This is a genomic window from Janthinobacterium sp. GW821-FHT03A03, from assembly GCF_059421435.1.
On the sequence record NZ_JBWKUZ010000004.1, the window covers coordinates 141,970 to 155,917 of the forward strand.

10 protein-coding genes are annotated in these 13,948 nt (G+C 68.9%); 4 read left to right on the forward strand and 6 right to left on the reverse strand.

Going from position 1 to position 13,948, the window contains the following annotated elements; translation table 11 throughout:
* Nucleotides 1-7: 7 nt before the first annotated feature.
* From AC07VI_RS11515 to AC07VI_RS11525, 3 genes are read right to left on the reverse strand one after another with little or no spacing between them, the layout of a single operon-like run.
* Nucleotides 8-1,378, reverse strand: a complete 1,371-nt coding sequence (locus AC07VI_RS11515; protein ID WP_086148425.1) for an efflux transporter outer membrane subunit — start codon at nucleotides 1,376-1,378, stop codon at nucleotides 8-10.
* Nucleotides 1,378-4,521, reverse strand: a complete 3,144-nt coding sequence (locus tag AC07VI_RS11520; RefSeq protein ID WP_086148424.1) for a multidrug efflux RND transporter permease subunit — start codon at nucleotides 4,519-4,521, stop codon at nucleotides 1,378-1,380. The genes AC07VI_RS11515 and AC07VI_RS11520 overlap by 1 nt, the downstream gene beginning before the upstream one ends.
* A gap of 56 nt (nucleotides 4,522-4,577) precedes the next feature.
* Nucleotides 4,578-5,747 carry an efflux RND transporter periplasmic adaptor subunit gene (locus tag AC07VI_RS11525; protein WP_193068842.1) on the reverse strand — a complete coding sequence of 390 codons (1,170 nt, stop codon included), beginning with the start codon at nucleotides 5,745-5,747 and terminating at the stop codon, nucleotides 4,578-4,580.
* Nucleotides 5,748-5,879: 132 nt separating this feature from the next.
* On the opposite strand from AC07VI_RS11525, the gene AC07VI_RS11530 reads away from it, so the two are divergent.
* Both AC07VI_RS11530 and AC07VI_RS11535 read left to right on the forward strand, forming a co-directional pair.
* Nucleotides 5,880-6,626: a response regulator gene (locus AC07VI_RS11530; RefSeq protein WP_086148544.1), complete on the forward strand. Its 747-nt coding sequence runs from the start codon at nucleotides 5,880-5,882 to the stop codon at nucleotides 6,624-6,626.
* Nucleotides 6,626-7,711, forward strand: coding sequence for an ATP-binding protein (locus AC07VI_RS11535; RefSeq protein ID WP_099375370.1), 1,086 nt, complete (start codon nucleotides 6,626-6,628; stop codon nucleotides 7,709-7,711). The genes AC07VI_RS11530 and AC07VI_RS11535 overlap by 1 nt, the downstream gene beginning before the upstream one ends.
* Here AC07VI_RS11535 and AC07VI_RS11540 read toward each other — a convergent pair.
* Nucleotides 7,708-8,598 carry a LysR family transcriptional regulator gene (locus AC07VI_RS11540; protein WP_099375369.1) on the reverse strand — a complete coding sequence of 297 codons (891 nt, stop codon included), beginning with the start codon at nucleotides 8,596-8,598 and terminating at the stop codon, nucleotides 7,708-7,710. The two genes, AC07VI_RS11535 and AC07VI_RS11540, sit on opposite strands and share 4 nt — an antisense overlap.
* Nucleotides 8,599-8,710: 112 nt before the next feature.
* Here AC07VI_RS11540 and AC07VI_RS11545 point away from each other — a divergent pair, with 112 nt between their 5' ends.
* Nucleotides 8,711-9,709, forward strand: coding sequence for an aldo/keto reductase (locus AC07VI_RS11545; protein ID WP_086148430.1), 999 nt, complete (start codon nucleotides 8,711-8,713; stop codon nucleotides 9,707-9,709).
* Between the two features lie 108 nt (nucleotides 9,710-9,817).
* Nucleotides 9,818-10,456 carry an NAD(P)H-dependent oxidoreductase gene (locus AC07VI_RS11550; protein ID WP_099375368.1) on the forward strand — a complete coding sequence of 213 codons (639 nt, stop codon included), beginning with the start codon at nucleotides 9,818-9,820 and terminating at the stop codon, nucleotides 10,454-10,456.
* A gap of 45 nt (nucleotides 10,457-10,501) precedes the next feature.
* Here AC07VI_RS11550 and AC07VI_RS11555 read toward each other — a convergent pair whose 3' ends face one another.
* Together AC07VI_RS11555 and AC07VI_RS11560 are read right to left on the reverse strand one after the other, a co-directional pair.
* The gene (locus AC07VI_RS11555; RefSeq protein ID WP_492993804.1) at nucleotides 10,502-12,595 is read right to left on the reverse strand and encodes an efflux RND transporter periplasmic adaptor subunit; all 2,094 of its coding nucleotides are present in this window, start codon (nucleotides 12,593-12,595) and stop codon (nucleotides 10,502-10,504) included.
* A 29-nt stretch (nucleotides 12,596-12,624) separates the two neighbouring features.
* Nucleotides 12,625-13,947: an efflux RND transporter periplasmic adaptor subunit gene (locus AC07VI_RS11560; protein WP_492993802.1), complete on the reverse strand. Its 1,323-nt coding sequence runs from the start codon at nucleotides 13,945-13,947 to the stop codon at nucleotides 12,625-12,627.
* Between the last annotated feature and the right edge of the window lies 1 nt (nucleotide 13,948).

Sequence of the window (13,948 nt, forward strand, 5' to 3'; positions counted from 1 at the left end):
GTCGCGCCTACTCTTCCAGCCCGCCGCCCAGCGCCTTGTACAGCGCCACGGCCGACTTGAACTGGTCGCGCCGTGCGTCGAGCAGGGCTTGCTGGGCCGCATACGACTGGCGCTGCGCGTCGAGCAGTTCCAGCCGGCTGTCCTGGCCCGCGTCATAGCGCAGCTGCGACAGGCGCAGGCGCTGGCGCGCCGCCGCCACCACGCGCTCTTGCGCGGCGATCTGCTGCGCATACGTGGCGCTGCCGGCCAGGCCGTCGCGCACCTCGCGAAACGCCGCCTGGATCGCCTGCTCGTACTGCAGCACGGCCACGTCCTTGCGCAGGCGCGACAGCTGCAGTTCGGCGCGCAGCTGGCCGCCCTGGAACAGCGGCTGCGTCACTTGCGGCGCGAACGACCAGCTGCGCGCGCTGCCGCGGAACAGGTCGCCCAGTTCCGGACTGGCCAGGCCCAGCGACGCCGTCAGCGACAGGCGGGGGAAAAAGGCGGCGCGGGCGGCGCCGATTTCCGCATTTGCCGCCACCAGCGCGTATTCGGCCTGCAGGATGTCGGGACGGCGCGCCAGCAAATCCGACGGCAGGCCGGGCGGCAGCTGCGTCAGCACGGGCCGGCCGTCGAGCGCGCGGCCCGCCGGCAGATCGGCCGGCAGCGGCGCACCGAGCAGCAGTTCCAGGTTGTTGCGCGCCAATGAGCTGGCCCGGACGCGCGCCTGCACGTCCGCTTCCGCCGTGGCGGCCTGGCCTTCGGCTTGCGCCACGTCAAGGCCACTGCCCTGCTGCGCGCCGTGCAGGCGCTGCGTCAGCGCCAGCGCCTGGCGCCAGTCAGCCAGCGTTTGCCGCGCCAGCGCCAGCTGTTCCTCGGCCAGGCGCTGCTCCAGGTAGGCGTCGGCCACGCCGCCGATCAGGGCCATGTGTGCGGCGCGCTGTCCCTGCTGCGTCGCCAGGTAGCGGGCAAACGCCGCGTCAGACAGCGAGCGCAGGCGGCCGAACAGGTCGATCTCGAACGCGCTCATGGCGATGCCGGCCGTGAACGTGTTTTGAAGCGTGGCATCGGCGCCGCGCTGGCGCCTGCCTCCCGCATTCGCGCCGATGGCCGGATAGCGGCCCGCATCCTGGATCTGGTACTGGGCCCGCACGGCTTCCACGTTGAGCGAGGCCACGCGCAGGTCGCGGTTGTTTTCCAGCGCGATATCGACGAGGCGCTGCAGGCGCGCATCGAGCAGCATCTGGCGCCAGCCGAGATCAGCGGCCGTGCCGGGCGCGTACGCCTCGGCCACACTGTAGCTGGCGGGAATGGGCGGCGCCGGCCTGGCCAGCGGCGGCGTCAGGGTACAGGCCGACAAGGCCAGCGCGGCCACGGGCATAATAAATATGCAACGCATTACGATTCTCCTTCCACCGCGTTGATTGCGGCGCGATTGCGTTTTTTGAAATAGCGGCCCGCCTTGTCGACGGCGCCCAGCACCACGACAAAGAACACGGGCACGAAAAACACGGCCAGCACGGTGGCGGTGATCATCCCGCCGAACACGCCCGTGCCGATCGCGTGCTGGGTTTCGGCGCTGGCGCCCGTGGCCAGCATCAGCGGCACCACGCCCAGCGCAAACGCCAGCGACGTCATCAAAATCGGGCGCAGGCGCAGGCGGGCAGCTTCCACCGTCGCTTCCACCAGTCCCTTGCCCTGCGCCTGCAGCTGGCGCGCATATTCGACGATCAGGATGGCATTCTTTGCCGACAGGCCGATGATCGTGATCATGCCCACCTTGAAGAACACATCGTTCGGCATGCCGCGCACCATCACGGCCAGCACGGCGCCCAGCAAGCCCAAAGGCACGACGAGCATGACGGAGACGGGAATCGACCAGCTTTCGTACAGGGCCGCCAGCACGAGGAAGACCACCAGCATCGACAGCGCCATCAGCATGGGCGCCTGCGAGGCCGATTCCTTCTCTTGCAGCGACTGGCCCGTCCACGCCAGCGCGAAGCCGGGCGGCAACTGCTTCACGAGCCGTTCCATTTCCAGCATGGCGTCGCCGCTCGATACGCCCGGCGCCGCGCTGCCCGAGATGCGCGCCGACGGATAGCCCTGGTAGCGCACCAGCTGCAGCGGCGACTCGCTCCAGACGGGGCGCACCAGCTCGCCCAGCGCCACCATGCCGCCCGCGTTATTGCGGATGCGCAAGGCCAGCACGTCGTTCAACTGCATGCGCGACGGCGCATCGGCCTGGATGATCACCTGCTGCATGCGGCCGGCATTCGGAAAATCGTTGACATAGGTCGAGCCCATGGCCGCCGTCAGCATGTCGCCCACGGCCGTGAACGGCACGCCCAGCGCTTCGGCCTTGGCGCGGTCGATGTCGAGGCGCACGCTGGCGCCGGGCGGCAAGCCGTCCGGATACACGCCCGCCACCTTGGCGCTTTGCGCGGCTAGGCCCAGCAGCTGGTTCTGCGCCGCCTGCAAGGCTTCGACGCCCTGGCCGGCGCGGTCTTGCAGGCGCAGCGAAAAACCGGACGAATTGCCCAGTTCATCAATGGCGGGCGGCATCAGGCTCATGATCATGCCCTCCTTCGCCTGCGCCATGGCTTCCTGCGCCAGCGCCACTTCCTCCTGCGCCGTGGCGCCGTGGCGCTCTTTCCAGTCCTTCAGCATGGTGAAGGCCAGGGCCGCGTTCGGGCCGGAGCCGGAGAAGCTGAAACCGAGCAACGACTGGTTCACCTCGATGCCGGGGCGCGACGCCACGTGCTGTTCGTACAGCTTGACGACATCGAGCGTGCGCTCCATGGTGGCGTCGGACGGCAGCTGGATCGACGTCATGAAGTAGCCCTGGTCTTCCTCGGGCAAAAAGGCCGACGGCAGCTGCACGAAGGCCACGCCCAGGGCCGCGACGATGGCGCCGTAGACAAACATCGAACGCCCCGCGCGTTTCAGCATCGCCACCACGCCCGCTTCGTAGCGCGCCGTCATGCGGTCAAATTGGCGGTCGAACCACAGGAAAAAGCCTTTTTTATCGTGGTCGTGCGGGCCGATTGGTTTCAACATGGTGGCGCACAGGGCCGGCGTCAGACTCAAGGCCAAAAACGCCGAGAACAGGATCGAGACGGCCATGGCCAGGGTGAACTGGCGGTAGATGGCGCCCACGGAACCGCTGGCCAGCGCCATCGGGATGAACACGGCCGTCAGCACCAGGGTGATGCCCACGACCGCGCCGGTGATTTCGCGCATGGCTTTTGACGTCGCCTCCTTCGGCGACAGGCCTTCGGTGGCCATCAGGCGCTCCACCGCTTCGACCACCACGATGGCGTCGTCGACGATGATGCCGATGGCCAGCACCATGCCGAACATGGTCAGCACGTTGACCGAATAGCCGGCCATCAGCATCACCGTGAAGGTGCCCAGCAGCGCGATCGGCGCGACGATGGCGGGAATCAGGGTGTAGCGTATCTTTTGCAGGAACAGATACATGACGAGGAACACCAGCACCATGGCTTCGAGCAAGGTGGCGACGACCTTTTCGATCGAGATCTTCACGAACGGCGCCGTATCGAACGGCACCGTGTACTTGATCCCGGCCGGCATGGTGTGCGCCAGTTCGGCCATGCGCTCGCGCACGGCGGCCGCCGTCTGCACGGCATTGGCGCCCGGCGACAGCATGATGGCGGCGCCCGAAGCGGCCTGGCCGTTTTCGCGGATGCTGAAATTGAAGCTTTGCGCGCCCAGCGCCACTCTCGCCACGTCGCCGATGGTCACTTTCGAGCCGTCGGCATTGGCGCGCAGGACGATGGCGGCAAATTCGGCCGGCGTATGCAGCTGGCCCTGCACCGTCAGGGGAATGGTCACGCGCTGGCCGTGCACGGAAGGCGAATCGCCCAGGCGGCCCGGGGCGATCTGCGCATTTTGCTGCGTCACGGCAGCCGTGATGTCGCCCATGGCGATGTTGTACGACACCAGCTTGGCCGGGTCGACCCAGATGCGCATGGCACGCTCGGAGCCGAACAGCTGCACCTTGCCCACGCCGGGGATGCGGCGCAGCTCTTCCGTCACGTTGCGCGCCAGGTAGTCGCCCAGCGCCACTTCATCATGCTGGCCATTGTCGGAGATCAAACTGACGATCATCAAAAAGCCGGACGACGCCGACTCGACCATCAGGCCGTTCTGCCGCACGGCTTGCGGCAGGCGCGGCTCGATCGCTTTCAGGCGGTTCTGCACGTCCACCTGCGCCATTTCCGGGTCGGTGCCCGGCTGGAAGGTGATGTTGATCGAGGCCGAGCCCGATGTATCGGTGGACGACTCGAAATACAGCAGGTGCTTGACGCCGGACAGTTCGCGCTCGATCAGGCCGACCACGGAATCGTTCATGGTTTGCGGCGTGGCGCCGGGATAGCTGGCGCTGATGCTGACGCTGGGCGGCGCCACCGAAGGGAAGCGCGCAATCGGCAATTGCGGTATGGCGATCAGTCCGAACAGGACGATAAAGACCGCCACCACCCACGCAAAGACGGGGCGGTTGATGAAAAATTGTGGCATGTAGTTAGACTTTCAACAAGTTCGCTTTCAACAAGTACGCTTTCAATGCGTACGGATCAGCGCGCGGCGCTGGCGGGAGGGGCGGCGGCGACGGCGGCGGCGGCGGCGCGCTTCCACGGCTGCGGCGCGGCGGTGGCGCCCGGCTGCAGGCGCTCCTGGCCTTCGATGACGACGGTGTCGCCCGCCTTCAGGCCGCCGCTGACCACGTACTGGTGCTCGACCACGTCGCCCACGGCGATCGGGGTCAGGCTGGCTTTATTCGCGCCGTCGAGCACCCAGGCCTGCGCCTGGCCGCCGCTGCCGCGCAGCACGGCCTGCTGCGGCACGAGCACGCCATGCGGCTGCACGGCGCGGGCGATGCGGGCGCGCACGAACATGCCGGGCAGGAGCTGGCGCTGCGGATTGTCCACCAGCACGCGGATGGTGGCGTCGCCCGTGCCCGCATCGACGCTGATGCCGGAGAACAGGATGCGCCCCGTGACGGGATGCGGCCGGCCGTCGGCGCCCAGGATGGTGACGGGCAGCTTGTCCACTCCGGCCGGCCCCGACGCCTGCAGGGCCGCCAGCGCCGACGCCGGCTGGCGCACGTCGACATACACCTTGTCGATCTGCTGGATGCGCGCCATCGGCGCCGCATCGGCCAGGCCCACCAGCGCGCCCTCGGTCACCAGTTCGGAGCCGATGCGCCCGGCAATGGGCGCCTCGATGCTGGCAAAAGCCAGGTCCAGGCGCCGGCGCGCCAGGCTGGCGCGCGCCTGCGCCACGGTGGCGGCGGCCTGCTCGCGCTGGGCCACGGCGTCGTCATACGCCTGGCGGCTGATGGCGTCCGCTTCCACCAGCGGTTTTAACCTGTCCGCCTGGCTGCTGGCGCGGTTCGCCGTGGCCACCGCGTGCTGCAGGGCGGCGGCGGCAGAATCGACTTCCGCCTGGAACGGCGCCGGATTGAGCTGGAACAGCTTCTGCCCCGCTTTTACGTCGGCGCCCTGCTCGAACTGCCGGCGCAGCACGATGCCGCCCACCTGCGGGCGGATGTCGGCCGTGCGGAAGGCGGCCACGCGGCCGGGCAGCTCGTCGCTGAGCACCACGGCGGCCGTCTGCAGCTTGAGCACCGTGACGGCGGCCGGCGGCGCGGCGCCTTCTTGCGGCGCGGGTTTGGAACAGGCGGCTAGGCCAAGCAGCGCCGCGGCGATCAACATGTTTTTCTTGGAGAGGTAGTTCGGATGCATGGTCTTTTCTATGGCAGATCCCAACCGGCGGTCCGGTCGACAGATAAGCGCAGCATAGAAGGCCAAGGTGGACATTTCGTTAAAGAAATGTGGAGATTCGATGGAGGGAAAGAAGAATGCTAGACTATTTGCATGAACTATCATCACAGCGCCAGCCAACCGTCCTTTCTTGCCACCACCCCGCCCGCCGCCCTGATCCTGATCGCCGAGGATGAACCGCAGATCGCCCGCATCCTGGCCGGCTACCTGGAGCGCGACGGCTACCGCACCGCCTTTGCCCTGGACGGCCAGGAAGCGCTGCAGCAGCACCTGGCGCTGGCGCCGGACCTGCTGCTGCTCGACGTGCAGATGCCGCGTCTCGACGGCTGGGCCGTGCTGGCGGAAGTGCGGCGGCGCGGCGAGACGCCCGTCATCATGCTCACGGCGCGCGACCAGGATGCCGACAAGCTGGCCGCCCTGCGCGTGGGCGCCGACGACTACATCATCAAGCCGTTCAACCCAGCCGAAGTGGTGGCCCGCGTGGCCGCCGTGCTGCGCCGCTCGCGCGTGCGCCACCACCCCGTCGGCGGCCAGCGGCTGCGCTGCGGCCCCATCGACATCGACCAGGAAACGTATGTGGCCAGCGTGCTGCGCGAAGGCGCGCCCGTGCCCCTGAGCCTGACCTTGACGGAATTCCGCCTGCTGGCGCACCTGGCGCGCACGCCGCGGCGCGTCTGCAGCCGCCTGGAATTGCTGGAGTCGTGCATGCCTGAAAGCAATTCTCTGGAACGCACGGTAGACAGCCATGTCAGCAAGCTGCGCAAGAAGCTCGAGGAAGCGGGCGTCATGAACATGCCGGCCAGCCTGCGCGGCGTCGGTTACCGCCTCGAGAGCGACTGATGCGCTTCACAGGACTGAACCGGCAGATCATCCTGTCGATGTGCGTGCTGATGGTGTGCAGCATCCTGATCATCTGGATCGGCTCGTGGATCTTTTTCGCCGTCGCCTTCAAGATCGATCCCGGCATGCTGTCGGAACCCGACGACTGGTCGCCCAGTACCGTCGAGTGGCTGTGGATCTTCGCCATCACCATCTTCGGCCTGGGGCTGGCGGCCTTTTTCGCCATCAAGCTGGCCTCGCGCATCTTGAAGCCGATCAATTCCGTGATGGACAGCGTGCGCCGCGTGGCGCATGGCGACCTGTCGGCGCGCGCCTTCGCCGGCGACCGCACCCTGGGCGAGACGGCCATGCTGGTCGATGACTTCAACAGCATGGCCGAACGCCTGCAGCGGGCGGCCAAGGAAAGCGAAACGTGGAATGCGGCCATCGCGCACGAACTGCGCACGCCCGTGACCATCCTGCGCGGCACCTTGCAGGGCGTCGTCGACGGCGTCTTCAAGCCCGAGGAAGTGCCGTTTTCCAGCCTGCTGTCGCAAGTCGAGGACCTGGGCCGCCTGATCGAGGACTTGCGCACCCTGAGCCTGGCCGACAGCGGCCACATGCAGCTGCGCATGGCGTGGACGGACCTGACCCTGGAAATCGAGGAAGTGGGCCGCCTGCTGGCGCAGGAAATGGAAGCGGCCGGTTTTACGCTGCAATTGCACCTGTCCGACCATCCCGTCTGCTGCGACGCGGCGCGCATCCGGCAAATCGTGCTGGCCCTGCTCGACAACGCGCGCCGCTATGCCCGCCCTGGCCTGCTGCGCGTGCGCACCCGCGCGCAGGCCGGCCAGTACTGCCTGAGCGTCGAGGATGCGGGTCCCGGCATTGCGGAAGAACTGGCGCCGCACGTGTTCGAAGCGTTCCGCCGCGGCGACAGCGACGGCGGCGACCAGCATGCGGGCAGCGGCCTGGGCCTGGCCGTGGTGGAAGCCATCGCGCGCGCGCACGGCGGCAGCGCGGCCTGCACGCGCGGCAAGGCCGGCGGCAGCGTGTTTACCGTCAAGTGGCCGGTCGAGCACGGCGCGCCGCCGGCCGCCGGCTAGCCAGGGCCGCCGGCGCGCAGCATGTCGACAAAGGCGCGCAGCGCCGCGGGCATCTGCCGCCGGCCCGGATAATACAGAAAATAGCGCGACGGCCGCGGACACCAGTCCTCCAGCACGCACGCCAGGCGGCCGGCGGCGATGTCGGCGCGCGCGTCGGCCGCGTACACGTAGGCCAGCCCCGCGCCGTCGCGGGCCGCGCGCAGCATCAGTTCATCGTCGTCAAACACCAGCGGGCCGGCAACGGCGATGCTGACGGCTTCCCCATCCTGTTCGAACTCCCACGCATACTGGCGGCCGCTGGGAAAGCGCCGGCCTATGCAGGCATGCGCCAGCAGCTCGCGCGGCGCGGCGGGTGCGCCGTGCGTCGCCAGGTAGGCGGGCGACGCCACCACCACGAACGGCTGCGGCGCGCCCACCGGCACGGCGATCATGTCCGCCGCCACCTGCTCGCCGAAGCGGATGCCGGCGTCGTAGCCGTCGCGCACGATGTCGATCATGCCGTCGTCGGTGACCACTTCCACCTGCACGCGCGGATGGCGCGCCACAAAACCGGCCAGCATGGGCGCCAGCAGCAGCCGGGCGGCGGGACGGGGCACGTTCAGGCGCAGCCTGCCGGCCGGTTCATCCTGCAGGGTGCTCAGGTCGCGCAAGGCGTCGCCGATCTCGCGCATGGCCGGCTCCAGCCGCGCCAGCAGCTGCTGGCCCGCCTGCGTCGGCGTGACGCTGCGCGTGGTGCGGTTCAGCAGGCGCACGCCCAGGCGCTCTTCCAGCGCGCGCAGCGCGTGGCTGAGGGCGGAGGCGGACACGCCCCGCTCAAGGGCCGCCTTGCGAAAGCTGCGCAGGCGGGCGACGGCGGCAAAGGCCGTCAATTCGTTCAGATCAGCCATAGTCGAGGAAAATTCATGAGCCATATTCAGTAATGCATGCAGGATTAGCCATCTTATCGCATGCTGTTGCTTCATCCATACTCCTTGCATCTTTTTTTGAAAGGAAATGACAATGGAACACAGAACACTGGGCCACTCCGGCTTGCGCGTCGCCCCCATCGGCCTGGGCTGCATGGGCATGAGCTTTGCCTACGGCGGCGCCGACGAAGCCACCTCGCTGCGCGTGCTGCACCGGGCCGTGGAGCTGGGCGTGACCCTGATCGACACGGCCGAAGTCTACGGCCCCTACGCCAACGAGGACTTGGTAGGCCGCGCCCTGAAACAGCTGCGCGGCAAAGTCGCCGTCGCTACCAAGTTCGGCTTCAAGATCTTGCCGCACGGCCAGGGCGTGGCACGCATGGCCGGCGTGGACAGCCGCCCCGGGCACATCGTTCGGGCCGTGGAAGGATCGCTGTCCCGGCTCGGCATCGAGTGCATCGACCTGCTGTACCAGCACCGCGTGGATCCGGCCGTGCCCATCGAAGACGTGGTGGGCGCCATGGCGGAACTGGTGCGGGCGGGCAAGGTGCGCCACCTGGGGCTGTCGGAAGTGTCGGCCGCCACCCTGCGCCGCGCCCACGCCGTGCACCCGATTGCGGCCGTGCAGTCCGAATACTCGCTGTGGAGCCGCGGCGTGGAAGCGGACGTGCTGCCCGCCTGCCGCGCGCTGGGCATCGGTTTCGTGCCGTACAGCCCGCTTGGACGGGGATTCCTGACGGGCCAGCTCACTTCCAGCGCCGCACTGGCGCCAGGTGACTACCGCCACAGCCTGCCCCGCTTCCAGCCTGCCGCGATGGCGGCCAACGGGCATCTCGTTGCCGAATTGCAGCGCCTGGCGGCCGCGCGCGGCGCCACGGCGGCCCAGCTGGCCCTGGCCTGGCTGCTGGCCCAGGGCGACGCCATCGTGCCCATTCCCGGCGCCCGCAGCCTGGCCCACCTGGAAGAAAACGTCGCCGCCGCGCAACTTGCCCTGAGCGACGCCGAGCTGGCAGCCATCGGCGCCGCCATCGCGCCCGCCAGCGTGCAAGGCGCGCGCTATCCGGACACGGAGCTGGCCATGGTGGAGTTGTAAACGGCACGCGACAGCTCATCTATACAACTCTCTTTGCGGCGCCGCACTTGAAATGGCTGAATCCGCTATCATTTTCAATCTGAACTATTCACTCTGAAAGGGATTCACATGTCCGATTTGCTCGAAACACTGCAATGGCGCTACGCCACCAAGAAGATGGACCCGGCGAAAACGGTGCCGCAAGAGAAGGTCGAGCGCATCCTGGAAGCCGTGCGCCTGACGGCCAGCTCCAGCGGACTGCACCCGTATGAAGTGTTCGTCGTGACGAATCCGGCCCTGCGCGAGCAGATCAAGCCGCACGCGTGGAACCAGTCGCAAGTGACGGACGCCTCGCACCTGCTGGTGTTTGCCGCCTGGGACAATTACACGGCCGAACGCATCAACGCCCGCTTTGACCTGGTCAACACCGTGCGCGGCTTCAAGAACGAAGGCTGGGAAGCGTACCGTCAGCAGATCCTGGCCACGTATCCGCAGCGCGACGCGGAAACGAACTACCAGCACGCGGCGCGCCAGGCGTATATCGGCGTGGGCACGGCGCTGATCGCCGCGGCGCAGGAAAAAGTCGATTCGACGCCGATGGAAGGCTTTGACCCGGCCAAGGTCGACGAGATCCTGGGCCTGCGCGAAAAAGGCCTGCGCTCCGTCGTCATGCTGCCGCTCGGCTACCGCGCCGGCGCGGGCGACTGGCTGGTGGACCTGAAAAAAGTACGCCCCGCGCGCGAACAGTTCATCACCGAGCTGGCCTAAGCGCCGCGCGACGGCCGATGGCGGCGAAGCCATCGGCCGCGCGCGCTACAAGCCCCCTTCCCGCCGCACGACGGCCGCCAGCCGCGACAGGCCCAGTTCAAGCAAACTGTGCCGTTCGCCCTGCAGCCGCGCCACGCCAGCCATTTCGCGCAGCGGCGCGCGGGCGCTGTCGCAGGCGTCCAGGCGCACGCGGAAAATGGCCGACTGCGGCACCAGGCCCCGCTCGCGCGCTTCCACGGCGATGGGGCCGCCATAGGTCGAGGCCAGCAAAGGCTGCTCGAGCACGGGCAGGTTCAATCCGTCGATGGCGCCGATGCGGCAGCGCACGACGCCATGCTGGCCGCCATCGGCGACGAAGCGCGCCGCCTGCCCCGGCTGCAGGCCGGCCAGGCCCTCTTCCCCCACATAAGCTTCACCCCTGGCGCCCGCCGGCGCGATAACGTCCAGCAGGTGCTCGCCTTCGGCGACGACCGTGCCCGGCTTGAGCGCGTCGCTGCTGCCCGTCACGCGTCCGGCGAACGGCGCCTGCACGGCCAGGCGGCCCTGCTGCTGGCGCAGGCTGGCCAGCTGTTCCTGCGCCGCCTGCCATTGCCGCTGCAATACATTGCCCTGCTGCTGCCATTCACTGTGAAACGCCTGCTGCGCCACTTGCCAGCCCAGCTGGCGCTCGCGCACCTCGGCCTGCGCCAGCTGCAGCTGCAGCGTGGGCGAGCGCAGCCGCGCCAGCGCTTGCCCCGCCGCCACCATCTGCCCCTCGCGCACCAGCACCAGTTCCACCTCGGCCGCGGCCGGCGCATACAGGCCCTGCGACTGCAGCGCGCCCAGCACGGCAGGCGCGGCCTGTTCGCCGCGCCACGGCAGCAGCACCAGCGCCAGCAGCGCCGCCAGCATGACGGCGCTGCGCCGCGTTTCGCGGCACCATGCCAGTTCCGCGCGGCGCCGCCACCAGACGCGCAGTTCACCGGCGACGGGGCGGACGATGAACCAGCCCAGCTCGACGAACAGCAACATCAGGCCCAGCGCCTTGAAGAACAGGTGGTACACGAGCAGGGCGATGGACAGGAACAGCACCAGGCGGTACAGCCAGGTGGCCCAGGCAAACATGATCAGCCGGCGCCCGGTGGCGGGTGCAAAGTACTCGGGCGCCGGATCGTCCAGTCCCAGCAGGCACTGGCGCAGCCGCCACACGGCCAGCGCAAACGCGCGCCCGTGCAGGTTCGGGATGCCCACGTAGTCGGCCAGCAGGAAATAGCCGTCGAAGCGCATGAAGGGGCTGGCATTCACGGCCAGCGTGGCCAGCCACGTGGTCGAGGCGAGCAGGAAGGCGCCGGCGCGCACGGGGCCGTCCGGCAGCACGCACCACAGCAGCGTGGCCCAGACCGCCAACAGCAGCTCGGCCAGCATGCCGGCGCCGCCGATCAGCATGCGCTGGCGGCGCGAACGCAGCTTCCACGCTTCATTCGTGTCCGTGTACAGCACCGGCATCATGACGAGGAAGGCCACGCCCATGGCGGGCACGCGGCAGCCGAAACGGCGCGCCGCCAGCGCATGACCCAGTTCGTGCGCGATCTTGGCCAGGCTCAGCGAAGCGCCGATGCCGATGGCCGCGCTCAAGCCCGCATACGCGGAAAACGTATGTGTAAACTCGTCCCAGCGGCGCGACAGCAGTGCCAGCGCCAGCAGCAGCACGCCGCCCATGGCCCACCAGAAGCGCGGCTGGAACAGCCAGCCGCACCATGGGAGCAGGCGCTGCAGCAACGCTTCCGGGCGCAGCAGGGGGATGCGGAAGAACAGGTAGTTCTTCAGCAGCCACATGGCGCCGCTGGGACGGCTGGCGCGGCGCGCCTGCCACAGCCCGTCGCTCTGTTCGGCCGTCGCCGCCACCAGCAGCTGGTGGCGCGACAGGAAGGCCAGCACGGCATCGACGTCATCGGCCGTCAGCTGCAGCGTGGTGGTGGCATGGACGGCATCGAGCACGCGCGCCACGCTGCCCAGGCGCCAGCGCTGGATCACTTCGAAACTGGCCCAGCCCAGCTGGTAAAAACGGTTGACGCTGGGGTCGTGCAGGGTCCAGCTGGGCGAGCCGTCCGCCTGCGCGACGCCCGCGTGCAGGGTCAGTTCCTGGCGCAGCGGCGGCAAGGCCCCCTCCCGCGCCGCTCCCGCCGCGCCTACCATCCCAGCCACTGGCGCGCGGCCGTCAGCGGCCGGCGCACGATGTAGTAGATCAGCGGCACCCAGTCGCCATACACCTTGGCCGTGCCCATCTGCCCCAGGCGCGGCGTGGCGCCCGCGGCGAAGCGCGCCTGCAGCCGGTAGGCCAGCAAGCCGCCCTCCACCGCCTCGGCCTTGTAGGCGACGCGGGTCACTTGCGCCTCGTGCGAGAGCATCGGCGCGCCGTTCGGATACAGGGTGATGCGCGCGCCGGGGGCCACCTCGATCGCCTCGGCGGCCGGCAGCCAGGCGGCCAGCTCCACCTGCGCCGGGTCGGCCAGGGTCATCACCTTTTCGCCCACCGCCACCGCCTTGCCCTGCCAGTCGTTGCGGTCGGAGAAGACCACCACGCCGGCCGCCGGCGCCGTCACCTGCAGGCGCCGCAGTTCGCGTCCGCTGTAGTCGGCAACGATGCTTTTTTCCTCCAGGCGCGCGCGTTCCTGCGCCATCGCCAGCTTGCCCTTGTCATCGGTCACGGCCAGCTGGGCACTCACGCGGTAGCCCTCCTGCGCCGTCTCGCGTTCGCGGCTGGCCAGCGCAAACTGCCCGGCAAGCTGGGTGGCGTCGAGCGAGAACAGCAGCGTTCCCTTGGCCACGCGCGCATTGGGCTCGACGGCAATGCTGTCGATCACGCCGGACAAGGGCGCGCGCAGCAGCAGCGGCTCGCGCGGCACCACCTCGGCACGCGCGAGCACGCTCAGCCGCACCGGCACGCAGGCCGCCAGCAGCATGGCCAGCAGCAGCTTGCGCCGGCGCGGCCCCGGCTTGAGCCATGTCAAGGCCAGCTCGCGCGCATTGCGGCGCGGCGCAAACCGGGCCAGCGCATGGCCGTAGCAATGCGCGAGTTCCTGCGCCAGCTTCTGTTCATAGGCGCTCCACGGTTCGGCGCGCGCCAGCAGCAAGGCGCCCTGGCCGTCCAGGCGCAGCCACAGGACTTCCGCCGGCAGCCAGGACGCCCAGTCGGCGGCCAGCGCTGGCGGCAGCGCGGCCGCATCGAGCACCCGCCCCTCGCCCATTCCCGCGGCCCCGTCCAGGTGGCGGAACAAGCGCCCCAGCCACTGCACATAGGGTGCCGTGGGATCGGTTTCCGACAGGCCCGACAAGGCGGCCACGTGGCGCTGCACGCCCTCGCGCCACAGGGCCGCCTGGCGGTACGCCAGCAGCTGCTGGCTTTCATTGACCATCACAAAACCCAGCTGGGCCGCATCCGGCGCCGCGCGGGCACGCCGCATCAGGGCGACCAGGCCGGCCAGGCCGCGGCTACTCTCCGTTTGCCCCATG

What these genes read in the sequence shown, in the direction of transcription:
- AC07VI_RS11540 (WP_099375369.1), bottom strand. Translation starts at nt 8,598, where the DNA reads ATGGCTGATCTGAACGAATTGACGGCCTTTGCCGCCGTCGCCCGCCTG.
- AC07VI_RS11560 (WP_492993802.1), bottom strand. Translation starts at nt 13,947, where the DNA reads ATGGGGCAAACGGAGAGTAGCCGCGGCCTGGCCGGCCTGGTCGCCCTG.
- AC07VI_RS11520 (WP_086148424.1), bottom strand. Translation starts at nt 4,521, where the DNA reads ATGCCACAATTTTTCATCAACCGCCCCGTCTTTGCGTGGGTGGTGGCG.
- AC07VI_RS11545 (WP_086148430.1), top strand. Translation starts at nt 8,711, where the DNA reads ATGGAACACAGAACACTGGGCCACTCCGGCTTGCGCGTCGCCCCCATC.
- AC07VI_RS11525 (WP_193068842.1), bottom strand. Translation starts at nt 5,747, where the DNA reads ATGCATCCGAACTACCTCTCCAAGAAAAACATGTTGATCGCCGCGGCG.
- AC07VI_RS11530 (WP_086148544.1), top strand. Translation starts at nt 5,880, where the DNA reads ATGAACTATCATCACAGCGCCAGCCAACCGTCCTTTCTTGCCACCACC.
- AC07VI_RS11550 (WP_099375368.1), top strand. Translation starts at nt 9,818, where the DNA reads ATGTCCGATTTGCTCGAAACACTGCAATGGCGCTACGCCACCAAGAAG.
- AC07VI_RS11535 (WP_099375370.1), top strand. Translation starts at nt 6,626, where the DNA reads ATGCGCTTCACAGGACTGAACCGGCAGATCATCCTGTCGATGTGCGTG.
- AC07VI_RS11515 (WP_086148425.1), bottom strand. Translation starts at nt 1,378, where the DNA reads ATGCGTTGCATATTTATTATGCCCGTGGCCGCGCTGGCCTTGTCGGCC.